Raw genomic sequence first — 22576 nt, 5'->3', positions numbered from 1 at the left:
GGTGACTCGTGCGCCCCGGGGGCGTACGGTGGCGAGGCCGCCGGTGGCGTACGACCGGGGGTGGCCGCGTACGCCGGGTGGCTAAAGCCCGCGCGAACATGGCCGTGGAACGCCGCTTCAATCGGCTCGGACCGGGAACAAGACTTCCGGGTACAGGAGTTCGAGCCGGTTCGCTGCTGGCGCATCCGTGACCGACCTGTACCACCGAGCCAGAGACCAAGTCCCGTCGCACACCCCCCCAGCGCCGGGACTTTCCCCGCCGGGCTTCGGCGCCTTCCCCCGGGCGTCGGAGCCCGGCCCTTTTGCGGGCCGTACGGCCGAGGTGCGCTCAGGGGCGTGCCAGGGAGCGGGGCACCCCGTACCTGAACACCGGGGTGGCCCGCTCCGGATGGCAGATTGTGCCACAGCGGCATAGCCTGCCGACGTGAGTAGCGCCACCCCATCGCCGTTTCCGCCCGGATCCTCCGCTTCCCTCTCCCTCACCGAGCGGCGGAAGGCCGCCACGCGGATGGAGATCGCCCGCGCGGCGGCCCGGCTCTTCGTCACCCACGGACTGCGCGGCACCCGCGCCGAGGACATCGCCCAGGCGGCCGGGGTCGCCCCGCGCACCTTCTACCGCTACTTCGCCACCAAGGAGGAGGCGGTCGCCCCGCTCTACGCGACGGGCGCCCAGCGCTGGGCCGACGCGGTGCGCGACGCCCCCGCCGAACTGTCCGTCCCGGCGGCGCTCGAACACGCCGTACGCCACACCCTCACGCCCGGCGTCGGGGTCTCCGCCGCGTCCTGGGAGTGGGCGCGCACCCTGATCCGCCTCGCCAGCACCAGCCCGGCGGTGCGCAAGGTGTGGGCGGAGGTGTGCCAGGAGACGGAGGGGATGCTGGCGGGGGCGCTGCGGGGGCGGGTCACGAGGGCCGAGGACGGGGGCGGCGGGGAACCCGGCGATCCCGGCGATCCCCGTGACCCCGGTGACCTCGGTGACCCCGGTGATCCCGCCTTTCCCGGGCTGCGGTTCGCCGCCGCCGTCGCCAGTGCGGCCGTACGTGTGGCGGTGGAGTCCTGGGCCAGCGGTGACGAGCCGTTCGACGGCCCCCGGGGGCCGGTGGAGTCGGCGCTGCGGAACCTGGCGGCGCTGCGGGGGTTCCCGTGGCCGGGGTCTTCGTCCGGGGCCTAGGCAGCCGCCCTCGCGTGACTCACCCTCCCGCCCGGCTCAACCGCCCGCCCAGCTCCCGTACGCACGTCACCAGTTGTTCCGGTGCGTGGACGGTGAAGTCGCAGCCCAGCATGGCCAGGCGGACCGCCAGCCACTCCACCGGGTCGCCGGTCGTGGCGCGCAGGCGGCAGCGGTCGGGGCCGAGGGGCTCGGGGGCGCCCAGCCAGGCGGGGACGCGCGCCGCGACGGCCTCGGCGGGGGCGGCGAGGGTGACGTGGAACTCGTAGGTCTGGCCGTGGTGCCGTATCGACTGCCGTAGGTACTCGGCCGCGTTGCCGGTGGGGAGTTCGCGCGGGGTGAAGCGGGCGCCGGTGGCGAAGGGCTCGCTCACGCGGTCGACGCGGAAGGTGCGCCAGTCGTCGCGGTCGAGGTCGTAGGCGACGAGGTACCAGCGCCGCCCCGTCGACACCAGCCGGTAGGGCTCGGTCAGGCGTCGGGACTCGATGCCGTCCTTGGCGCGGTAGGCGAACCGGAGCCGTTCGTGCCCGGCGACCGTGGACGCCATCACGGTGAGCGTCTCGGGGGCGATGCTCGGGCCGTCCCCGCTGGTCAGCGGGGTGGTCGCGGCCTGGAGGGTGGCGACGCGGTGGCGGAGCCGGGAGGGCAGTACCTGCTCCAGCTTGGCCAGGGCGCGCACCGACGCCTCGTCCACGCCCTCGACCGCGTGCCCGGCCCCGGCGCGCAGGCCGACCGCGATGGCGACGGCCTCCTCGTCGTCGAGCACGAGCGGGGGCAGCGCCTTGCCCGCGACGAGCCGGTAGCCGCCGTCGGCGCCCATGGTCGCCTGCACGGGATAGCCGAGTTCGCGGAGCCGGTCGATGTCCCGGCGGACCGTGCGCCGGGAGACCCCGAGCCGGTCGGCCAGTTCGCCGCCGGGCCACTCGCGGGGCGTCTGGAGGAGGGACAGCAGTTGGAGGAGCCGTGCCGGGGTGTCCGTCGTCATGGATCGAGGATGCCGCAGAACTAGGACGTGATCTGTCCTACTCGGGGTCTAACTTCGAGGCATGACCTCCACCGAGACGACTCCCACCACGGATGCGAGTACCGGCGACCGGCGCCGCTGGCTCGCCCTCGCGATCATCATGACGGCGGCCTTCATGGACCTCGTCGACGTCACGATCGTCAATGTCGCGATCCCCTCCATCCAGCGGGACGCGGGCGCGTCCTTCAGCCAGATCCAGTGGATAACCGCCGGTTACGCGCTCGCCTTCGCCGCCGGTCTGATCACCGGTGGTCGGCTGGGTGACATCCACGGCCGCAAGCGGCTGTTCCTGATCGGTATCGGTGGCTTCACGCTCGCCTCCGCGCTGTGCGGGTTCGCCGCCAACCCGGAGATGCTGGTCGCCTCCCGAATCCTCCAGGGCGGCATGGCGGCGATGATGGTGCCGCAGGTGCTGGCGATCGTGCACGCCACCTTCCCGGCGCACGAGCGGGGCAAGGTGTTCGGGCTGTTCGGCGCGATCGTGGGGCTCGGGGCCGTGTCCGGTCCGCTGCTGGGCGCGCTGCTGACGCAGTGGAACCTGTTCGGGCTCGAATGGCGACCGATCTTCCTCATCAACCTTCCGGTCGGGATCGCCGGACTGATCCTCGGCCGCCGCTTCATCACCGAGTCCAAGGCCCCGCACGCCCTGCGCCTTGACCTGGTCGGCGTGGCGCTGGTGACGCTGGGACTGCTGATGCTGCTGTATCCGCTGACCCGCGGCCATGAGCTGGGCTGGCCGCTGTGGGGGTACGTGTCGATGGGCGGCGCGCTGGTGGTGTTCGGGGCGCTGGTGGCGTACGAGCGGCGCAAGAGCGCGCGGGACGGTTCGCCGCTGATCGAGCTGTCGCTGTTCAAGGTCAAGAGCTTCGCGGCGGGCATCGCCGTACAGACCGTCTTCGGGATCGGGCTCGGCGTCTTCTTCCTGGTGTGGACGCTCTACATGCAGATCGGCCTGGGCTGGACGCCGCTGCGGGCCGGGCTGACCGGGGTGCCGTTCTCGATCGCGGTCTCGGTGGCGGCGGGGATGTCGGTGCAGAAGCTGGTGCCGCGGTTCGGGCGCAAGGTGCTCCAGTCGGGCGCGCTGGTGCTGGGCGCCGGGCTGCTGATCTACCTGTGGGAGGCCGAGCGGTACGGCCTCGGCATCTCCTCCTGGCAGATGATGCTGCCGCTGGTCGTCATGGGCGCGGGCATGGGCCTGATCTTCGCGCCGCTGACGGACGCGATCCTCTCGGAGGTGCCGCACGAGCACGCCGGGTCGGCGTCCGGGCTGATCAACACCGTGCAGCAGATGGGCAACGCGCTCGGGCTCGGGCTGGTGTCGGTGGTGTTCTTCGGGGTGATCGACGAGGACGTGGCCCCGGCCCGGATCGGTGCGGAGTTCGTGGACGCCTTCCAGTACGCGGTGGGCTGGGTCGCCGCGGTGATGGGCGTGATCTTCCTGCTGATGTTCGCGCTGCCGAAGCGGCCCGCGCAGCATGTGGAGGGGGCCTCGGCCGCGGCGGTGGCCAAGGAGCCTGAGCTGGTGGGCTGAGGGGGCATCCCTCGGGAGCGGGGCCCGGCATCAGCGGGATGCCGGGCCCCGCTCGCGTCCGGGTGAGCCCGTTCATGCCCGGTTAGAGTCCGATCCTGTTTACTTTCCGGAAATCCGGGCGTAGCCTCCGCACTGAAACCACACGTTCGGGCATGACGTGCGGAGCGTCAGCGGAAGCGGAGGCGAACGGGCATGTACGCACCGGAGCGGCAGCAGGAGATCCTCCGGCTCGCCCGGGACGGCGGCAGAGTGGACGTGGTCTCGCTGGCCGAGGAGTTCCAGGTCACCGCGGAGACCATCCGCCGGGACCTGAAGGCCCTCGACCGCGCCGGACTGGTCCGGCGGGTGCACGGCGGCGCCATCCCCGTCGGGCGGCTCGACTTCGAGCCGGACCTCGCCGAGCGCGAGTCCACCTCCACCGACGAGAAGGACCGCATCGCCAAGGCCGCCGTCGCGGAGCTGCCGACCGAGGGCACGCTCATCCTCGACGCCGGTACGACGGTGGCCCGCCTCGCCGCCGCCGTCCCGCTGGAGGCCGACCTCACCGTCGTCACCCACAGCCTGCCGATCGCCGCCCGGCTCGCGGACCACCCCGGCATCCAGCTCCATCTCGTCGGGGGGCGCGTCCGGCACCGTACGCGCGCCGCCGTGGACGCCTGGGCGCTGCGGGCGTACGGCGAGATCCGCGCCGACGTGCTCTTCGTGGCCGCCAACGGCTTCTCCGCCGAGCACGGGCTGACCACGCCCGACCTCGCCGAGGCCGCGGTGAAGCGGGCGGCGATGGCGGCGGCCCGCCGCGTCGTGCTGCTCGCCGACTCCGGCAAGCACGGCCAGGAGCACTTCGCCCGCTTCGGCGCGCTGACCGACGTGGACCTGCTGGTCACCGACAGCGGGCTGAGCCCCGAGGACGCCGCCGTCATCGAGCGCGGCGGCACGGAAGTAGTACGCGCATGATCGTCACCGTCACCCCCAACCCGTCCCTCGACCGCACCTACGAGGTCCCCTCCCTGGAGCGCGGCGACGTCATCCGCGCCACCGGCGAGCGCATGGACCCCGGCGGCAAGGGCGTCAACGTCTCGCGCGCCGTCGCCGCCGCCGGGCGGCGCACGGTCGCCGTGCTGCCCCTGGGTGGTGCGCCGGGCGCGCTCGTCGCGGAGCTGCTCGACGCGCAGGGCATCGAGGTGGCGCCGGTGCCGGTGGCCGGGGCGACCCGGTCCAACATCGCGCTCGCGGAGGCGGACGGCGTCCTGACGAAGATCAACGCGCCGGGTCCCGAACTGTCGGACGCGGAACAGGAACTGCTCCTGGAGACGGTACGGCGGCAGTCCCGCGACGCCGACTGGATCGCCTGCTGCGGCAGCCTGCCCCGCGGTCTCGCCCCCTCCTGGTACGCCGACCTGGTCGCCCGCGCCCACGCCGCGGGCACCCGCATCGCCCTCGACACCTCCGGGCCCGCGCTGCTCGCCGCGCTGCGCGAGCGCCCCGACGTCGTCAAGCCCAACGCCGAGGAACTCGCCGAGGCGGTCGGACGGCCACTGGCCACCGTGGGCGACGCGGTGAAGGCGGCCGAGGAGTTGCGTGAGCGGGGCGCGTGCGCCGTCCTCGCGAGCCTGGGCGCCGACGGGCAACTCCTCGTCGACGCCGCGGGCACCTGGTACGGCAGCGCCCAGGTGGACGCCGTCCGCAGCAACGTCGGCGCCGGTGACTCCTCCCTCGCCGGGTTCCTGATCGCGGGCGGCAGCGGGCCCGACGCCCTCGCCTCCGCCATCGCGCACGGCGCCGCCGCCGTCCAGTTGCCGGGCAGCGTGATGCCGACGCCCCGGGACCTGGACCCGGCGGCGGTGACGGTGACGTCCGAGGTGCCGGTGGACCGGGTGCTCACGGAGCCGGTGTCGTGAGCGGGCGTACGGCGTCCCGGCGGCGGTCGGTGAAGTGGTCGGCGAGGTGGTCGGGCGGCTCTCCGGCCCTACGCGCCTTGCTCGCCGTGCACGCCTTGCTCGCCGTACATGCCTCGCTCGTCGTACGCGCCTTGCACGCCTTACTCGGCGTCGTCCGCCACCGCCCCCTCCACACGGCGGTTCGGGTCTTCCCGGCCCGAACCGGCAGCAGCCCCACAACCCCCCACCGCACCCCCGTCCCCACCTTCGCCCACCTCCCCACCCCACACCGGGCGATACGCGTGCTAAGGAGCCCGCGATGAGTGACATGATCACCGCGGATCTGGTCGACCTCGACCTGTCCGCCGACACCAAGGAAGCAGCGGCGCGCGCCCTCGCCGAGCGCATGGCCGCGCTCGGCCGGGTCACCGACCTCGACGGCTTCCTCGCCGACGTGGCGGCCCGCGAGGCGCAGATGCCGACCGGCCTGGACGGCGGCATCGGCATCCCGCACTGCCGGAGCGAGCATGTCACCGAGCCGACGCTGGCCTTCGGGCGCAGTACGGCCGGGATCGACTTCGGCGCGGCGGACGGCCCCGCCGACCTGGTCTTCCTGATCGCCGCGCCCGCCGGGGCCGACGACGCCCATCTGACGATCCTGTCGTCGCTGGCCCGCAAGCTGATGGACGCCGAGTTCACGGGCGCGCTGCGGTCGGTGTCCGACGCGGCGGAGGCGGCGGCGCTGATCCGGGGGGACGCGCCGTCGGGCCCCTTGGCTTCCGCGGCCCCCGAAGACTCCGTGGCGGCGCCGGTGGCGGCCTCCGCCGACGCCGCCACGGACCGCCCGACGTCGGAGGGTCCGGCATCGGGCCACCCCTTCCGGATCGTCGCCGTCACCTCCTGCCCCACCGGCATCGCGCACACCTACATGGCGGCCGAGGCGCTGGAGAACGCGGGCCGGGACGCCGACGGCGTCGAGATCGTCGTGGAGACGCAGGGCTCGGCCGGGTTCACCCGGCTCGACCCGGCGGTCATCGCGGCGGCGGACGGCGTGATCTTCGCCCACGATGTCGCCGTACGCGAGAAGGACCGCTTCGCCGGGAAGCCCACCGTCGACGTCGGGGTGAAGGCGGGCATCAACCGGCCCGCCGAACTGATCGCCGAGGTGCGCCAGAAGGCGGCGCGCGGGGAGGTCACGGCCGCCGCCCGGCCCGGGGCCAGGCCTGTGGACCGCGCCGGTGAGCCCGGTGAGGGGTACGGCACCAAGCTGCGCAAGTGGCTGATGTCCGGCGTGAGTTACATGGTGCCGTTCGTCGCCGCGGGCGGTCTGCTCATCGCGCTCGGCTTCGCGATCGGCGGCTACCAGATCAACGAGGCCAAGTCCGTCACCGAGCACTTCGACTGGGGGCAGGTCGACAGTTGGGGCGCGCTGCTCTTCCAGATCGGCGCCGCCGCCTTCGGGTTCCTGGTGCCCGTCCTCGCCGGGTACATCGCCTACGGCATGGCCGACCGGCCCGGCCTCGTGCCCGGCTTCGTCGGCGGCGCGATCTCGCTGACGGTCGGCGCCGGGTTCCTCGGCGGCCTGGTCGCCGGTCTGATCGCCGGTGGGGTGGTCCTCGCCATCCAGCGGATCGACATACCGCCGGTGCTGCGCGGGATCATGCCGGTGGTGGTGATCCCGCTGGTGTCCACGGTCGTCGTCGGGTTCCTGATGTTCGTGGTGATCGGCAAGCCGATCTCCGAGGCGCAGAAGGCCCTCACCGACTGGCTGAACGGCCTCTCCGGCACCAACGCCGTCCTCCTCGGCGTCCTGCTCGGCCTGATGATGTGCTTCGACCTCGGCGGCCCCGTCAACAAGGTCGCCTACACCTTCGCCACCGCCGGGATCTCCGTCGCCGCGCCCAGCGACTCCGCGATGAAGATCATGGCCGCGGTGATGGCGGCAGGCATGGTGCCGCCGCTGGGCATGGCCCTCGCGACCGTGCTCCGCAAGAAGCTCTTCACCACCGCCGAACGCGAGAACGGCAAGGCCGCCTGGGTCCTCGGCGCCTCCTTCATCTCCGAGGGCGCGATCCCGTTCGCCGCCGCCGACCCGCTGCGGGTCATCCCGGCGTCGATGGCGGGCGGCGCGGTCACCGGCGCGCTGACCATGGCCTTCGGCTCCACCCTGCGCGCCCCGCACGGCGGCGTCTGGGTCACCTTCCTGATCGGCAAGCCGTTCCTGTACCTGCTGGCCATCGCGGCCGGTACGGCGGTGACGGCGGGGCTGGTGATCCTGCTGAAGGGGATGCGCGGACCGGTCCCCGGCGCCGAGCCGACCGAGGCGACGGACGGCCCGGCGGCCACCGGCACGTCGACGGACGCGAAGCAGGCGGTGGCGGCGGCGTAAGGCACGTCAGGAACGCCGGGCGGGAACGCCGGGCGGTGGCGTCGGGCGGTGGCGTCGGGCGGTGCGGGTCAGGAGACCTGTGCCGCCCGGCGCTCCATGGCGTCCCGCGCCGCGTCCTCCGTCGGGTACACCTCGCACATGTGCCGCCCGTCCGGGGTGGCCGTGTGCTCGACCTCCCACAGGGAGATCTCCCGACCGTCGCGGAGCAGGAACGCGTGCTCGTAGAGCGAGAACCCCATGCCGACCCGGCCCGCCCGGCACGGACGCCCGAACGCCTGCGTGATCTGGTGCGCGAACGCGGTGCTCAGCAGCGCCGCCGTCTCCGCACCGGGCCGGTCGGGGTTCTCCGCGCGGCGCAGCAGCCGACGCGCGTGGTCCGCCGAGTCGTCCGGCACGTACGCGTGCCGGGGTTCGGGGAGCGGTGCCAACTGCGCCAGCACCGGCAGTTCGAAGTCCGGGGCGTCCGGAGGCATCGGCAGCCGGGCGGTGGCCACGCGCAACTCCTCCTCGTCGACGTACACCTCGCGCTGTAAGCAGTGGTCCGGGGCCGTGTTGTGCACCAGCTCCCAGAGCGTGAGCGCCGAACCGTCGGCCAGCAGCCACGTGTGCCGGTACGTCTCCCGGTGCAGCCCCGCGCCGTGGTGCGCGGAGTGCAGCGAACTGTCGTGGGCCAGCGCGCTGTCGAGCCGCCTTATCGTGTCGTCGGGCAGCTCGAAGGAGTTCAGTGCACGGCCGAGCAGTCGCGCGAGGTGCTCCTCCGGAGACTCGGGCGACTCGGATGGTTCGTACGCTGCCGTCTCGTACGGAACGCTCAAGGTTTCTCCTGGCGTTGCTGCATGTCACCTTGTGGGTGCATACCGTAGCCCCTCGGTCGGACATCATGTCCGGGAACCGAGAAAACGTACGCCGGGAAAACGGCCGCCCCGCGCGAAAAGTTCCCGCATCCCCGACGATCCGTCAAACCATCGCCACCACCGCCCCGTCGCCCGCTGGTCCACACCCCCCGTCCACCCCTGGTCTACGGCGCCCCGTACAGCTCCCCGTACGACGGCCACGCGCCCCCGGGCCCCGTCACCGGCTCGGCCGCCCGCACCGCTCGTACGATCGCCCGCGTCACGGTGTCCGCCGCGGCGGCGAGCAGGTCGTTCAGCGCCAGCGGGCCGCCGCCGGGGTCGAGCGGGCGGTCGCCGGTCGCCAGGGTGAAGACCGTGTCGCCGTCGTTGAGCAGGTGCACCGGGCGTACGGCCCGGGCGATGCCGTCATGCGCGGTACCGGCCACCTTCTGCGCCTGCGCCTTGGAGAGGACCGCGTCGGTGGCGACCACCGCCAGGGTGGTGTTGAGCGGCGGTGGCGCGTTCTTCGCCGCGACCTCCGCCAGACGCCGCCGCGCCGCCTCGTGCACCCGCGCCGCCGGATACTCCACCCGGCCCTGGAACAGCTCCCCGTACAACACCCCCGTCCGTGGATCCACCACCTCACCCGCCGCGTTCGCCACCACCAGCGCCGCCACGGTGATCCCCGAGTCGAGCAGGACGCTCGCGGTGCCGATGCCGCCCTTCACCGTCCCGACCACCGCCCCCGTCCCGGCGCCGACGCAGCCCTCCGCGACCGCCGCGCCGTCCCCGCTCGCCGCCGCCGCTTCCACCGCGGCCCGGCCGAGCGCCGCGTCCGGCCTGGCCCGGAAGTCGCCGCCGCGCCCCAGGTCGAAGACGCACGCCGCGGGCACCACGGGCACCACGTGCGCCGCATCCGGCCCGACCCGCACCCCGCGCCCCTGCTCCTCCAGCCAGCCCATCACTCCCGACGCCGCGTCCAGCCCGTACGCGCTGCCGCCGGTCAGCACCACCGCCTCGACCCGCTGCACCAGGTTGCGGGGGTCCAGGGCGTCGGTCTCCTTCGTGCCGGGGCCACTCCCGCGCACGTCCACCGCGGCGACCGCCCCGCCCTCCGGGGCGAGCACGACCGTGGTGCCGGTGAGCCAGCCGTCCCCGATCCGCGTCGCGTGGCCCACCCGCAGCCCGGCCACGTCCGTCAATGCGTCTGCTGTCATGGGACCAGTGTGGTGCTGTCGCGGGAACCGGTCCGGGACCCCGGTCACCGCGCCACGCTCGCCTCCCGGGGCGCCCTCCCGCTCCGTCCCCGGTCGGTGCGCGCCGCCAGCAGCACGCCGGTCAGGACCGACAGCGCCGACACCGCGCCCGCCACCAGGACCGCCCAGTCGCCGAGGAACGTGCAGCAGATCACCAGGAGCGCGGTGCTCGGCAGGAGGAGCTGCTCGGCGATGCCCACCTTGAAGTACCGCGCGTGCAGGGCCCACACGGACAGCAGGTACAGCGCCGTCGGCAGGGTCACCGCCGCCGCGGCGGCCAGTGTCGAGATGTGCGCCGCGCCGACCGCCTGCTCGACCGCCACCTCCAGACCCGCGCCGATGGCCGCCGCCGAGGCGAAGATCAGGTAGTGGCCGTAACCCCACAGGAACGCCTGTCTGTTGGAGCGCAGGTGACCGTGGATCGGCACCACGAAGTAGACCCACCAGGCGGAGAACACGATCAGCAGCCCGCCCGCGGCGACCGGCAGCAGATCGCCCAGCGCCTCGTGCTCGTCGGCGGCGGACTGCACGGCGACCGTGGCCGCGAGGATCGTCTCGCCGAGCACGATGATCGTGAACAGTCCGTACCGCTCGGCGATGTGCCGGGGATGCCACGTCGTGGACCGGGCGCGCTCCGCGATCACCGGCACGCACAGCTCCGCGACCACCATCACCCAGAACACCCACAGCCGGGCGGGCTCCGGCAGCACCAACAGCCCCAGCCAGCCGACCTGGCAGAGCAGCACCCCGGTCGCGTACCGCACGGCGACGGCTCTCTCCGCGCCCTGGGCCGTTCTCGCCGCCCGCAGCCACTGCGTGGCCATCGCCACCCGCATGATCGCGTAGCCGAGCCAGACGAGCAGGAAGTCATGGTCGTCGAAGGCCCGCGCCACCCCGGCGGCGAGCACCAGCACGCCCGCCATCTGCACCAGGGTGACGATGCGGTACAGCACGTCGTCGTTGTCGTACGCCGAGGCGAACCAGGTGAAGTTCATCCAGGCCCACCAGATGGCGAAGAACACCATCGCGTAGTTCAGGATGCCCTCGCCCACGTGCTGCTCCGCGAGGGCGTGCACCAGTTGGGCGCCCGCCTGCGCGACGGCCACGACGAAGCAGAGGTCGAAGAACAGCTCCAGCGGGGTGGCGGTGCGATGGGCCTCGTCCCGGGCACGGGCGGTGAGCCGCCGCAGCGGCGCCTGCGGATGCCGCGCGCCGCTGGATCCGGCCGAGCCGACGGGCGGTGTCGAACTGGACATCATGGGACCAAGTGCAGCAGATACCTGCCGGGAAATCTTGGAAACGTGCGCACGCGGGGGCGTGGGCGCGGGGCCGTACCCTGGAGGCATGACCACCGCATCCGCCCCCGAGCCGCGCGAGCCGAAGGCCGCGCTGATCTTCGACGATCCGCTGGACCAGCAGTCCTCGGACGACACCGACCGAGGCTGGGGCGAGCGGCCGGGCGGCACCGGCGGCGGCGCGGACGACCTGAAGCGCTTCCTCGACGAGAAGCCGCCGCACCACCTCTGACGGAGCCCCGCTACCGGCCTCGTGACCTGACGGAGCCTTTCTACCGCTGGTCGGGACCCGAGCCCGTGCCCTGCTGGGCGGGGCCCGTACCGCGCTGGGCGAGCAGCGCGTCGCGGATCTCCTTGAGGACCTCCAGCTCGGTCACCTCGATGACCTCCTGCGTGCCCTCGCGCGCCTTGCGGCGGGCCTCCTGCCGGGCCAGGTACTTGGACATCGGCAGGACCATGATGAAGTAGACGACCGCCGCCGTGATCACGAAGGTGAGCGTGGCCCCGAGGACGGAGCCCCACAGGATCGTCACGCCGGTGACCGTGCCGTCCTCCGCGACATCGCACGGGCCCTTCAGGCAGGACCGGTAGTGGTCCAGGTTCTGCGTGCCGATCGCCCCGACCAGCGGGTTGATGACCCCCTTCACCACCGAGTTGACGATGTTGGTGAAGGCGGCGCCGATGACCACCGCCACGGCCAGGTCGATCACGTTGCCGCGCATCAGGAAGGTCTTGAAGCCCTGCCAGACGCTCGGTCCCTGCTTCTCGCTCACGTCGGAGCCTCTCCCCACGCGCACCCGGCGCGGAACACATCGCGGAACAAAACGCTCCGCAACCTACGTCAGCGCCCCGCGGAGCTGTCCAGCCGGGTTGCCTGAAGAGGGGACTTGGCACGAAGCCGGGGCGCGGTGCGGGCACCCGGTGTAGGGCACGGCTCACCACAACGTCACCGCCAGCCGTGCCGTCGCGCTCGCGCCCGCCAGCTCGGCCGCGTCGCCACGCGGCACGGAGAGCAGCAGCAGGGTGCCCTCGATGGCACCGGGGTCGGCCGACGACCCACCCGGCACCTTGCTCACCACGGCTCCGCGCGCGACCACCCGGACCTCCCCGCCCGTCGCCGTCTCCTCCGCGGCGATGACGTCGACCCGGTCGCCCGGCCGCAGCAGCCGGACCGTCGCCGCGTCGGCGATCCGCACCGGTGCGGTCACGCGCCGGGCGCGGCGCTGCTCATCCACCCGCCCAGGCCGGTCATCCGCCACCGGACCCATCGGACTCACCGGACCCATCGGCCCCATCGGACTCACCGGCCCCATCGGACTCGCCGGACTCGCCGGGTGCCCGCGGGCCCGCCCGTCCCGCTGCGGTTCCGAGGGTGCCCGCGCTCCGGCCGCCACCAGCGCGACGGCGGTGACGGCCAGCCCGGCCGCCACGGCCCGCCGCCGGTGTCGTAGCAACCGGCGCAGTCCCTCCCGCCCGCCGCGCACCCGCACGGGCGGGAAGTGCGGCACCTCGCGGCCGGGCGGCACGTCCGTGCCTGACGGGGGCGTGGGCAAGGACGCGGGAAGCACCGGAGCGCCGGACATGAACATGGACATGGGCATGGGCATGGACATACGAGCCACCACCTGGGACAACGCGACGACGAATCGGCTTGCCCGTCCACGATGACGTCTCACGCCGCCGCCCGCCGAAGCCCGTGCACTACTCACAGGTTGTGGACAACTCGCCCACCCGAACGAGGAATTCCGCCCCCGTCCTCACCTTCCCCCATGGCGGCACGCCCTACGGCAGCTCAAACCCCGCATCCATCCCGCCCAACGCCCCCACGCACAGACAGTCCCGCTCCCCGCTCGCGGGCAGTGCCGCCACCGCGTCGAACAGCACCCCCCGCAGCCGGTCCACGTTGGCCGCGAAGACCCGCAGCACCTCGTCGTGGGAGACGCCCTCGCCAGTCTCGGCGCCCGCGTCGAGGTCGGTGACCAGGGTCAGGGACGTGTAGCACAGCTCCAGCTCACGGGCGAGCGCCGCCTCCGGGTGCCCGGTCATGCCGACCACGGACCAGCCCTGCGCCTGGTGCCACAGCGACTCGGCGCGGGTGGAGAACCGCGGCCCCTCCACCACGACCAGCGTGCCGCCGTCCACCGGCTCCCAGTCCCGCCCGCGGGCCGCCTTCAGCGCGGCGGCGCGACCGGTGGGGCAGTAGGGGTCGGCCAGGGACACGTGCACGACGTTCGGGACCCGGCCGTCGGGCAGCGGCAGGCCGTCGAAGTACGTGGCCGCCCGGGACTTCGTACGGTCGACCAGTTGGTCCGGCACGAGCAGCGTGCCCGGCCCGTACTCCGGCCGCAGCCCGCCCACCGCGCACGGCCCGAGGACCTGGCGCACGCCGACCGACCGCAGCGCCCACAGGTTGGCGCGGTAGTTGATCCGGTGCGGCGGCAGATGGTGGCCGCGTCCGTGCCGGGGCAGGAAGGCGACCCGGCGCCCGGCGACCTCGCCGAGGAAGAGGGAGTCGCTGGGCGCTCCGTACGGCGTGTCCACCTGTATCTCGGTCACGTCGTCGAGGAACGAGTAGAAGCCGGAGCCTCCGATCACGCCGATCTCGGCGTTCACCTTGTTCGCCATGCCCCTGACCCTAGCCGTCCCGGACGGCCCCCAGGTACGCCGAGAACCCTGTCGCCGTACGACGACAGGGTTCCGTAAGACCTGGCGGGAGTGCTACGCGGCCGAGCTGGTGGAGGTGCCGCTGCTCGACGACTTCGAGTCCGAGGACGACGACGAACCGGACGCGGACGAGCTGGACGACGAACCCGACGACGACTTCGACGCGGCGGGCGAGCTGCTCGACGAGGAGCCGCGGCTGTCGTTGCGGTAGAAGCCCGAGCCCTTGAACACGATGCCGACCGCGGAGAACACCTTCTTGAGGCGGCCACCGCAGTTGGGGCACTCGGTCAGGGCGTCGTCGGTGAACTTCTGCACCGCCTCAAGGCCCTCGCCGCACTCGGTGCACTGGTACTGGTAGGTCGGCACTGTCTTCCTCCTGGCACTCTCACTCGATGAGTGCTAACGACGCTCCATAGTGACGTATTCCCGCCGTTCAGTCCACTGCCACCGGCGAGCGGTGACCGACGCCACGCGCGACGGTCCGGCCACCGGGCCGTGCCGCGAGCCGCGAACGCAGCGCCAGCACGGTCGCCAGGGCGAGCATCGTGCCCCCCATCGGCACCAGGAACCCGGCGCCGTCCCACAGCCGGTCCTCCAGTTGCCCGGCGACCGTGACCGCCGCCGCCTGGCCGAGCGCGACCGCGCCGGTCAGCCAGGTGAACGCCTCGGTGCGGGCACCGGCCGGAACCAGCCCCTCCACGAGGGTGTAGCCGGTGATCAGCGCGGGCGCGATGGCCATGCCCACCAGCAGACCGAGCCCGGCGAGGACGACCACCGAGTGGGCGGCCCACAGCCCGGACGCGACCAGCGCGAGGGCGGCGTACCCGACGACGAGGCGCTGCTGCGGGGCCGCCTTCCAGGCGATGGCGCCGCAGGCGATGCCGGAGAGCATGTTGCCCGCGGCGAAGACGCCGTACAGGACGCCGTTCAGGCCCGGTTCGCCGATCGACTCGGTGAACGCGGCCAGGGAGACCTGCATCCCCCCGAAGACGGAGCCGATGCCCAGGAACGCCACGATCAGCACCCGCACGCCGGGGACGCGCGGCGCGGAGGCGTGCTCCACGCGCGCGTGCCCGCCCGCGCTCACCTCGGGCTGGCTACCCCGCTGCGCGGCGAACAGCAGGCCGCCGACGAGGGTCAGCGCGGCCTCGGTCACCAGGCCCGCGGCCGGGTCGACGGTGGTGCACAGCGCGGTGGCGAGCAGCGGACCGACGACGAAGGTCAGCTCGTCGGTGACCGACTCGAAGGCCGCCGCGGTGGTCATCAGGGGCGAGCCCTGGAGCTTGACGCCCCAGCGGGCGCGCACCATGGGGCCGATCTGCGGCACCGAGGCGCCGGTGGGCACGGCTGCCGCGAACAGCGCCCACAGCGGCGCGTCCGCCAGCGCCAGCGCGGTCAGGCCGAGCCCGGCCACGCCGTGCACCAGCACGCCGGGGACCAGGACGGCACGTTGCCCGAAGCGGTCGGCCAGACGGCCGCTGTAGGGGGCGAACAGCGCCATGGAGACGCCCGTGACGGCCGCGACGGCGCCCGCCGCGCCGTAGGAGCCGGTGGTGTGCTGCACGAGCAGCACGATGGACAGGGTGAGCATCGCGAACGGCTGGCGTGCCGCGAAGCCGGGCAGCAGGAACGTCCAGGCGCCGCGGGTGCGCAGCAACTGGCCGTAGCCCTGGCGGGACGAGGACGCCGAGTTCTTCGGCTTCTTCGAGGAGGTGACCGTGGACACCACGGCCCGTGCCTTTCTGCCGCCTGGTAGCGCGCCCTCGTGGGTGAGGGGCGGCGCCGAGAGCTGTCCTCGCGCGCGGGACTGCGGTAGATACCGGGGCCCGCTGCTCCAGCGGGCGACCCGGCCGCCATACGGCCGCGCCAGCTCTGCGTCAGGCAGAGGTGGTTCGATCAGGTGCGTCCACATGATACAAGGACCGACGCCGGGCGCGCCTGTGAAAGCCAGCACTACCAGGCCGTACACCTGCGATGAGGCCCGGCACCGCGACGCCGTACCCCCGCGATCAAGCTCCGCACTGCGACGCCGTACGTCTGCGACGCCGTACGTCTGCGACGAGGCCCCGCACCACGGCGCCGTACCCCCGCGATCAAGCCCCGCACCTACGACACCGCACACCTAACGGAGTGCCTACGTACCGCTGGTCCCCAGCCACCCCGCCAGCTTGCCCCCGCGGCCCACCGCGCGCAGCCGTCGTTCCGCCGCGTCGCGGACCGGGTCGGTGGTGACCACCAGGAGTTCGTCGCCGCGGCGCAGCACGGTCGTCGGCAGGGGCACGAAGGACTTCCCCTCCCGGACGACGAGGGTGACCGCCGCCCCGGGTGGCAGCCGCAGCTCGGCCACCTCGACGCCGTGCATCCGGGAGCCGTCCGGGATCGCAACGGACAGCAGGTGCCCGCGCAGCCGCTCCAGGGGCGCCGACTCGATGCCGAGGTCGGTGGCCTCCGCCCGGTCGCCCAGGCGCAGCTTGCGGGCGAGCCAGGGCAGGGTCGGGCCCTGGACGAGGGTGTAGACGACGACCAGGACGAAGACGATGTTGAAGATCCGGCGGCTGCCCGCGACGCCGTTCACCATGGGGATGGTCGCCAGGATGATGGGCACGGCGCCGCGCAGCCCGGCCCAGGACATCAGCGCCTGCTCCCGCCACGGCACCCGGAACGGCGGCAGGCAGAGCGCGACGCTCAGCGGGCGGGCGACGACGGTCAGGACCAGCCCGATGACGAGGCCGGGCAGGATGTCGTCGCCGAGTTCGTGCGGGGTGACCAGCAGGCCGAGCAGGACGAACATGCCGATCTGGGCGATCCAGCCGAGGCCGTCGGCGAAGCCCCGGGTGGCGGGCCAGTGCGGGAGGCGGGCGTTGCCCAGCACCATCGAGGCGAGGTACACCGCGAGGAACCCGCTGCCGTGGGCGATCGCGCCGAGCGCGTAGCCGCTGACGGCGATCGCCAGCACGGCGATGGGGTAGAGGCCGGAGGCGGGCAGCGCCACGTGCCGCAGCGCCCATGAGCCGAGCCAGCCGACCGCGAGTCCGATGGTGCCGCCGATGAGCAGCTCCAGCGCTATCTCGCCCACCAGCACGGTCCAGTGCTCGATCGGCCCGGCGGTGGAGAAGGCGACGACGAGGATGACCACCGGGGCGTCGTTGAAGCCGGACTCGGCCTCCAGCGTGCCGGTCACGCGCGCGGGCAGCGGGATGCGCCGCAGGACGGAGAAGACGGCGGCGGCGTCGGTGGAGGACACCACCGCGCCGATGATGAGCGCCTGCCGCCACTCCAGCCCGGTCAGGTAGTGCGCTCCGGCCGCCGTGACCCCCACGCTCACCGCGACCCCGAACAGCGCCAGCGCGGAGGCGGCGGGCAGGGCGGGCCGGATCTCCTTCCACTTCGTGCCGAGTCCGCCCTCGGCCAGGATCACGACGAGGGCCGCGTAGCCGATGACCTGGGTGAGTGCGGCGTTGTCGAAGTGGATGTCGCCGATGCCGTCCTGGCCCATGGCCATGCCGATGCCCAGGTACACGAGCAGGCTGGGGAGCCCGCTGCGCGAGGAGATCCGGACCGCTGCGACGGCGACGAGCAGGACGAGCGAGCAGACGAGCAGGAGCTGGTTGAGCTGGTGGACAGTCAGCGGCCGTTCCCTTCCCTGGCCCACGCGTGGCACGCACGCGTGACGGCTCACGCGCGGCACGCGCGCGTGGATGCCTTCGTGCATGGGACACGGAGCGGCACCGCGCGCCCCCGGCCGACGCCGCGCTCCGTATCAACCATTCGGTTACTTCATTACCTTACCTAACTCTTGACGATTTCTTGACGCGGATCCAGGCATGATCGAACGTCCGTCCGCGCCGGTTCCCCACTCCGCGTCAAGTGGCGTGGGGCCCTGCGCCTATGGTTGCTCCAGCGCTCATTCAAAATCACAGCACCGACAGCACCGACCTGCCGCTCGCGTTAGGACAGCAAGGACAGCGATGCCCCCCAACACCACCGCCACAACGGGTCAGCAGCCCGCCAAGTCCGGCAGGAAGAAGGGACGCGGCGCCCGCCTGATCGTGCTCGTGCTGGTACTGGCCATCATCGGCGGCATCGCCTACGGGGCGTACTGGTCCATCAGCACCGTGCGCGCCTCGTTCCCGCAGACCAAGGGCTCGATCACGCTCGACGGCCTGTCCGGCCCGGTGGACGTCAAACGCGACGGCTACGGCATCCCGCAGCTCTACGCCTCCTCCGACGAGGACCTGTTCATGGCGCAGGGCTTCGTGCAGGCGCAGGACCGGTTCTACGAGATGGACGTCCGCCGCCACATGACGTCCGGGCGGCTGTCGGAGATGTTCGGCAAGAGCCAGATCGACAACGACGAGTTCCTGCGCACCCTGGGCTGGGACCGCGTCGCGCGGGAGGAGTACGACAACAAGCTGTCGGACGAGACCAAGAAATACCTCGACGCGTACGCCAGGGGGGTCAACGCCTACCTGGAGGGCAAGGACGGCGAGGAGATCTCCCTGGAGTACGCGGCGCTGGGCTTCAGCAACGACTACAAGCCCGCGAAGTGGACGCCGGTCGACTCGGTCTCCTGGCTGAAGGCGATGGCCTGGGACCTGCGCGGCAACATGGAGGACGAGATCGACCGGGCGCTGGCGACCAGTCGCCTCGGTCCGCAGCAGATCGCCGAGCTGTACCCGCAGTACCCCTACGGCCGCCACAAGGCGATCGTGCAGGAGGGCCAGTACGACGAGCTGACCGGCGCCTGGTCGCAGGGCGAGGACACCGGCACCGGGGGCTCCGGGACGGGGTTCGGCACCGACTCCACCGGCACGTCGACGGACGGCACGGCGACCGGCACGGCCGGTACGACCGGAACAGGCACGGGCGCGACTGGAACAGGCACGGACGCGACCGGAACGGCCACCGGTACCAGCGACGTCCTCCAGACCCAGCTAGGCGGCCTCTACGGCCTCCTGGAGGACCTCCCCACCGCCGTCGGGGTCAACGGCAACGGCATCGGCTCCAACTCCTGGGTCGTCGGCGGCGAGCACACCATCACCGGCAAGCCGCTGCTGGCCAACGACCCGCACCTGTCGGCCTCGCTGCCGTCGGTCTGGTACCAGATGGGCCTGCACTGCCGCAGCCTCTCCGACAAGTGCCAGTACGACGTCGCCGGTTACACCTTCGCGGGCCTGCCCGGCGTGGTCATCGGCCACAACCGGGACATCTCCTGGGGCATGACCAACTCCGGCGTCGACGTCACCGACCTGTACCTGGAGAAGCTCACCGGCGACGGCTACCTGTCCGGCGGCAAGGTCGTCCCGTTCACCACGCGCGAGGAGACCATCAAGGTCGCCGGGGGCAAGGCGGAGCGGATCGTCGTCCGCGAGACCGACAACGGCCCCCTGCTGTCCGACCGCGACGACGAGCTGGTCAAGGTCGGCCGCAAGGCCACCGTCGACACCGCGGCACCCGACCGCGGCGACGGCTACGGCATCGCCCTGCGCTGGACCGCGCTGGAGCCGGGCACCACCATGGACGCCGTCTTCGCGATGAACAAGGCGGCCGACTGGGAGGACTTCCGGGCCGCGGCGGCGCTGTTCGACGTCCCCTCGCAGAACCTGATCTACGCCGACACCGAGAACAACATCGGCTACACGTTGCCGGGGAAGATCCCCACGCGCGCGAAGAACCACGACGGCTCGATCCCGGCGCCCGGCTGGGACACCAAGTACCGCTGGACCGGCTACATCGAGCGGGACGAACTGCCGTACGAGTACAACCCGGAGCGCGGCTACATCGTCACCGCCAACCAGGCCGTCGTGAACAAGGACTACCCCTACACGCTCACCACGGACTGGGGCTACGGCACCCGCAGCCAGCGCATCACCGACCTGATCGAGTCGAAGATCAAGGGCGGCGGCAAGGTCTCCACCGACGACATGCGCCAGATGCAGATGGACAACAGCAGCGAGATCGCCAAGCTGCTCGTCCCGCAACTGCTGAAGATCGACGTCGGCGACAAGGACGTCCGCGAGGCGCAGAAGCTGCTGGAGGGCTGGGACTACACCCAGGACGCCGACTCCGCGGCGGCGGCCTACTTCAACTCGACGTGGCGCAACATCCTCAAGCTGGCCTTCGGCAACAAGCTGCCCAAGGAGCTGCGCGTCAAGGGCCAGTGCCTGTGGGTCGACCCGGTCAACCCCACCGGCCCGGCCGACGAGGTGGAGAAGGTCCGCGAGTGCGGGCAGCGCGACGCCGAGCAGGCCCAGCCGGACGGCGGCGACCGCTGGTTCGAGGTGGTGCGCAACCTCATGGACGACGAGGACAGCGACTGGTGGACCACGCCCCGCTCGGGCACCCGCCCGGCCGCCTCCGCCGACCGTGACGCCCTGTTCAAGCGCGCCATGATCGACGCCCGCTGGGAGCTGACCGCCAAGCTCGGCAAGGACATCGACACCTGGAGCTGGGGCAGGCTGCACCGCCTGTTCCTGAAGAACCAGACGCTCGGCACCTCCGGCCCCGGCTTCCTCCAGTACGTCCTCAACCGCGGCCCCTGGAAGCTCAGCGGCGGCGAGGCCACGGTCAACGCGACCGGCTGGAACGCGGCGGGCGGCTTCGGCGTCGTCTGGGTGCCGTCGATGCGGATGGTGGTCAACCTGGACAACCTCGACAAGTCCCAGTGGATCAACCTCACGGGCGCCTCCGGGCACGCCTACAGCGCCCACTACACCGACCAGACCGACAAGTGGGCCGACGGTGAACTGCTGCCGTGGGCCTTCACCGAGAAGGCGGTCGACGGCGGTACGAGCGACACGCTGGTGCTCAAGCCCTGACACGTCGGGCATTCACGGAAGGGGCCGTCACGCGCGCGTGACGGCCCCTTCGCCTGTCCGGGGAGGCTTCAGGGGAAGCGTCGCACCCCGGATGGCGTCACGACCGCCCGCACCGGCCGGTCGTGCGGCTCGGCGGGCACCCGCGCGACGACCTCCGTGTCATACAGCAGGACGACCAGCGCGGGGTGCGCGCCCGCGCGGTCCAGACGGGCGAGGACCCGGTCGTACGACCCTCCGCCGCGGCCCAGCCGCATCCCGCGCGTGTCGACGGCGAGGCCGGGCAGCAGCACGGCGTCGGCGGCGGTGACGGCGTCCGGGCCGAGCCGCTCCCCGGCGGGCTCGAACAGGGCCATCCGGCCGCCGTGTTGCACCCGCGCGAGCGAGCCCTCCCCGGTGTACTCGCCCCAGTCCAGGTCGTTGTCCGGCAGCAGCGCGGGCAACAGGATGCGCACGCCCCGCTCGCGCAGCGCGTCAAGGAGCGCGAGCGTGCCGGGCTCGCTCCCCACGGAGACGTACGCCGCCACCGTGCGCGCGTGCGCCAGCTCCGGCAGGCCCAGCGCGTGCCGGGCCAGCGCCTCGCCCGATTCCCGCACGTCATCCGCCGTCAATCTGTTCCTCACCGTGAGGAACTCCCGCCGCAACGTTCGCTTGTCAGGCTCCGCTGAGGAGTCGATGTGGCGCACCTGTTGCTCCTGTTGTCTCCGTCAATGTGCTCATATGTGAGCCATCGGGCCGGAGCCTCAGATTCCTCACAAAGGCACCGGTTATGGTGTCGGGCATGACTCAGTCGCACCCCAGGATCAGCAAGGCTGTCATCCCCGCAGCAGGCCTCGGCACCCGGTTCCTGCCGGCGACGAAGGCCACTCCCAAGGAGATGCTGCCGGTCGTGGACAAGCCCGCGATCCAGTATGTGGTCGAGGAGGCCGTGTCCGCCGGTCTCGACGACGTCCTCATGGTCACGGGCCGCAACAAGCGCCCCTTGGAGGACCATTTCGACCGCAACTACGAGCTTGAGTCGGCCCTGGGGAAGAAGGGCGACGCCGAGCGGCTCGCCAAGGTCCAGGAGTCCAGCGACCTCGCCACCATGCACTACGTCCGCCAGGGCGACCCCAAGGGCCTCGGCCACGCCGTCCTGTGCGCCGCCCCGCACGTCGGCCAGGAGCCCTTCGCCGTCCTCCTCGGGGATGACCTGATCGACGCCCGCGACCCGCTGCTGAAGCGGATGATCGAGGTCCAGGAGCAGTACGGCGGCAGCGTGATCGCCCTCATGGAGGTCGCGCCCGAGCAGGTCCACCTCTACGGCTGCGCCGCCGTCGACACCACCGAGGACAGCGACGTCGTCAAGGTCAACGGCCTGGTCGAGAAGCCGGACCCGGCGGACGCCCCGTCGAACTACGCCGTCATCGGCCGCTACGTCCTCGACCCGGCGATCTTCGCCATACTGCGCAGGACGGAGCCCGGCCGCGGCGGCGAGATCCAGCTCACCGACGCCCTCCAGCAGCTCGCCGCGGACGAGAAGGTCGGCGGCCCGGTGCACGGCGTCGTCTTCAAGGGCCGCCGCTATGACACCGGGGACCGTGGCGACTACCTGCGTGCCATTGTCAGACTCGCGTGCGAACGTGAAGACCTGGGCCCGGAGTTCCGGGCCTGGCTGCGCAGTTACGTCACCGAGGAGATGTAGCCACCTTGAGCACCGCCGCCGCCCACGCCACCGGCCCGGA

The 22576-nt window shown here is 72.4% G+C and carries 19 protein-coding genes; 8 read left to right on the top strand and 11 right to left on the bottom strand.

Annotated elements, in window-relative coordinates:
• Nucleotides 1-424 precede the first annotated feature (424 nt).
• On the top strand, nt 425-1171 hold the full coding sequence (locus ACFQZ6_RS15315; RefSeq protein WP_381608888.1) for a TetR/AcrR family transcriptional regulator: 747 nt from the start codon (nt 425-427) through the stop codon (nt 1169-1171).
• Between the two features lie 19 nt (nt 1172-1190).
• Here the strand turns inward: ACFQZ6_RS15315 and ACFQZ6_RS15310 are convergent, their stop codons facing one another.
• A complete protein-coding gene (locus tag ACFQZ6_RS15310) occupies nt 1191-2153 on the bottom strand; it encodes a helix-turn-helix transcriptional regulator (RefSeq protein ID WP_381608886.1) in 963 nt (320 codons plus the stop codon).
• Between the two features lie 61 nt (nt 2154-2214).
• On the opposite strand from ACFQZ6_RS15310, the gene ACFQZ6_RS15305 reads away from it, so the two are divergent.
• The 4 genes from ACFQZ6_RS15305 (at nt 2215) to ACFQZ6_RS15290 (ending at nt 7989) form a co-directional block, all read left to right on the top strand.
• Nucleotides 2215-3723 (top strand): MFS transporter, encoded by a 1509-nt coding sequence (locus ACFQZ6_RS15305; protein WP_381608883.1) that lies wholly within the window; start codon nt 2215-2217, stop codon nt 3721-3723.
• Between the two features lie 192 nt (nt 3724-3915).
• On the top strand, nt 3916-4677 hold the full coding sequence (locus tag ACFQZ6_RS15300; protein ID WP_381608881.1) for a DeoR/GlpR family DNA-binding transcription regulator: 762 nt from the start codon (nt 3916-3918) through the stop codon (nt 4675-4677).
• Nucleotides 4674-5621 carry a 1-phosphofructokinase gene (gene pfkB, locus ACFQZ6_RS15295; RefSeq protein WP_381608878.1) on the top strand — a complete coding sequence of 316 codons (948 nt, stop codon included), beginning with the start codon at nt 4674-4676 and terminating at the stop codon, nt 5619-5621. The genes ACFQZ6_RS15300 and pfkB overlap by 4 nt, the downstream gene beginning before the upstream one ends.
• A 298-nt stretch (nt 5622-5919) precedes the next feature.
• Complete coding sequence (locus ACFQZ6_RS15290) at nt 5920-7989, top strand: PTS fructose transporter subunit IIABC (RefSeq protein ID WP_381608875.1); 2070 nt, start codon at nt 5920-5922, stop codon at nt 7987-7989.
• Between the two features lie 68 nt (nt 7990-8057).
• On the opposite strand, the gene ACFQZ6_RS15285 is transcribed toward ACFQZ6_RS15290, so the two are convergent.
• The 3 genes from ACFQZ6_RS15285 to ACFQZ6_RS15275 all read right to left on the bottom strand — a co-directional run bounded on the left by ACFQZ6_RS15285 (nt 8058) and on the right by ACFQZ6_RS15275 (nt 11337).
• The gene (locus ACFQZ6_RS15285; RefSeq protein ID WP_381608872.1) at nt 8058-8804 is read right to left on the bottom strand and encodes a DUF6227 family protein; all 747 of its coding nucleotides are present in this window, start codon (nt 8802-8804) and stop codon (nt 8058-8060) included.
• A 203-nt stretch (nt 8805-9007) separates the two neighbouring features.
• Nucleotides 9008-10039 (bottom strand): P1 family peptidase, encoded by a 1032-nt coding sequence (locus ACFQZ6_RS15280; protein ID WP_381608869.1) that lies wholly within the window; start codon nt 10037-10039, stop codon nt 9008-9010.
• Between the two features lie 44 nt (nt 10040-10083).
• Nucleotides 10084-11337 (bottom strand): low temperature requirement protein A, encoded by a 1254-nt coding sequence (locus ACFQZ6_RS15275; RefSeq protein WP_381608866.1) that lies wholly within the window; start codon nt 11335-11337, stop codon nt 10084-10086.
• A gap of 85 nt (nt 11338-11422) precedes the next feature.
• Here ACFQZ6_RS15275 and ACFQZ6_RS15270 point away from each other — a divergent pair, with 85 nt between their 5' ends.
• Nucleotides 11423-11605: a hypothetical protein gene (locus ACFQZ6_RS15270; RefSeq protein WP_360215792.1), complete on the top strand. Its 183-nt coding sequence runs from the start codon at nt 11423-11425 to the stop codon at nt 11603-11605.
• Nucleotides 11606-11645: 40 nt separating this feature from the next.
• Here the strand turns inward: ACFQZ6_RS15270 and mscL are convergent, their stop codons facing one another.
• The 6 genes from mscL to ACFQZ6_RS15240 all read right to left on the bottom strand — a co-directional run bounded on the left by mscL (nt 11646) and on the right by ACFQZ6_RS15240 (nt 17749).
• Complete coding sequence (mscL, locus tag ACFQZ6_RS15265; protein ID WP_381608863.1) at nt 11646-12146, bottom strand: large conductance mechanosensitive channel protein MscL; 501 nt, start codon at nt 12144-12146, stop codon at nt 11646-11648.
• Nucleotides 12147-12308: 162 nt separating this feature from the next.
• A complete protein-coding gene (locus ACFQZ6_RS15260; RefSeq protein ID WP_381608860.1) occupies nt 12309-12986 on the bottom strand; it encodes a hypothetical protein in 678 nt (225 codons plus the stop codon).
• Nucleotides 12987-13155: 169 nt separating this feature from the next.
• Nucleotides 13156-13998, bottom strand: a complete 843-nt coding sequence (locus ACFQZ6_RS15255; RefSeq protein WP_381608857.1) for an S-methyl-5'-thioadenosine phosphorylase — start codon at nt 13996-13998, stop codon at nt 13156-13158.
• A gap of 93 nt (nt 13999-14091) precedes the next feature.
• Nucleotides 14092-14403, bottom strand: a complete 312-nt coding sequence (locus ACFQZ6_RS15250) for an FmdB family zinc ribbon protein (RefSeq protein ID WP_381608854.1) — start codon at nt 14401-14403, stop codon at nt 14092-14094.
• A gap of 67 nt (nt 14404-14470) precedes the next feature.
• Complete coding sequence (locus tag ACFQZ6_RS15245; RefSeq protein ID WP_381608851.1) at nt 14471-15766, bottom strand: MFS transporter; 1296 nt, start codon at nt 15764-15766, stop codon at nt 14471-14473.
• Nucleotides 15767-16171: 405 nt separating this feature from the next.
• A complete protein-coding gene (locus ACFQZ6_RS15240) occupies nt 16172-17749 on the bottom strand; it encodes a potassium/proton antiporter (protein WP_381608848.1) in 1578 nt (525 codons plus the stop codon).
• Between the two features lie 256 nt (nt 17750-18005).
• On the opposite strand from ACFQZ6_RS15240, the gene ACFQZ6_RS15235 reads away from it, so the two are divergent.
• Nucleotides 18006-20855 (top strand): penicillin acylase family protein, encoded by a 2850-nt coding sequence (locus tag ACFQZ6_RS15235; protein ID WP_381608845.1) that lies wholly within the window; start codon nt 18006-18008, stop codon nt 20853-20855.
• 68 nt (nt 20856-20923) lie between these two features.
• Here ACFQZ6_RS15235 and ACFQZ6_RS15230 read toward each other — a convergent pair whose 3' ends face one another.
• Complete coding sequence (locus ACFQZ6_RS15230; protein WP_381608842.1) at nt 20924-21538, bottom strand: 5-formyltetrahydrofolate cyclo-ligase; 615 nt, start codon at nt 21536-21538, stop codon at nt 20924-20926.
• A 95-nt stretch (nt 21539-21633) separates the two neighbouring features.
• Here ACFQZ6_RS15230 and galU point away from each other — a divergent pair, with 95 nt between their 5' ends.
• Nucleotides 21634-22536: a UTP--glucose-1-phosphate uridylyltransferase GalU gene (gene galU, locus ACFQZ6_RS15225; RefSeq protein WP_381608839.1), complete on the top strand. Its 903-nt coding sequence runs from the start codon at nt 21634-21636 to the stop codon at nt 22534-22536.
• Nucleotides 22537-22576: the final 40 nt, after the last annotated feature.

The organism is Streptomyces flavalbus, assembly GCF_042674625.1.
In the GTDB taxonomy this organism is placed as follows: domain Bacteria; phylum Actinomycetota; class Actinomycetes; order Streptomycetales; family Streptomycetaceae; genus Streptomyces; species Streptomyces flavalbus.
Note: the sequence above shows the minus strand (reverse complement) of the source record. Positions and strands in the feature narration are given on the sequence as shown.

Coding starts and splice junctions, on each gene's coding strand:
- ACFQZ6_RS15270 (WP_360215792.1), top strand. CDS start 11,423: ATGACCACCGCATCCGCCCCCGAGCCGCGCGAGCCGAAGGCCGCGCTG.
- ACFQZ6_RS15280 (WP_381608869.1), bottom strand. CDS start 10,039: ATGACAGCAGACGCATTGACGGACGTGGCCGGGCTGCGGGTGGGCCAC.
- pfkB (WP_381608878.1), top strand. CDS start 4,674: ATGATCGTCACCGTCACCCCCAACCCGTCCCTCGACCGCACCTACGAG.
- ACFQZ6_RS15305 (WP_381608883.1), top strand. CDS start 2,215: ATGACCTCCACCGAGACGACTCCCACCACGGATGCGAGTACCGGCGAC.
- ACFQZ6_RS15310 (WP_381608886.1), bottom strand. CDS start 2,153: ATGACGACGGACACCCCGGCACGGCTCCTCCAACTGCTGTCCCTCCTC.
- ACFQZ6_RS15240 (WP_381608848.1), bottom strand. CDS start 17,749: ATGCACGAAGGCATCCACGCGCGCGTGCCGCGCGTGAGCCGTCACGCG.
- ACFQZ6_RS15235 (WP_381608845.1), top strand. CDS start 18,006: ATGCCCCCCAACACCACCGCCACAACGGGTCAGCAGCCCGCCAAGTCC.
- ACFQZ6_RS15260 (WP_381608860.1), bottom strand. CDS start 12,986: ATGTCCATGCCCATGCCCATGTCCATGTTCATGTCCGGCGCTCCGGTG.
- ACFQZ6_RS15300 (WP_381608881.1), top strand. CDS start 3,916: ATGTACGCACCGGAGCGGCAGCAGGAGATCCTCCGGCTCGCCCGGGAC.
- ACFQZ6_RS15255 (WP_381608857.1), bottom strand. CDS start 13,998: ATGGCGAACAAGGTGAACGCCGAGATCGGCGTGATCGGAGGCTCCGGC.
- ACFQZ6_RS15275 (WP_381608866.1), bottom strand. CDS start 11,337: ATGATGTCCAGTTCGACACCGCCCGTCGGCTCGGCCGGATCCAGCGGC.
- galU (WP_381608839.1), top strand. CDS start 21,634: ATGACTCAGTCGCACCCCAGGATCAGCAAGGCTGTCATCCCCGCAGCA.
- ACFQZ6_RS15290 (WP_381608875.1), top strand. CDS start 5,920: ATGAGTGACATGATCACCGCGGATCTGGTCGACCTCGACCTGTCCGCC.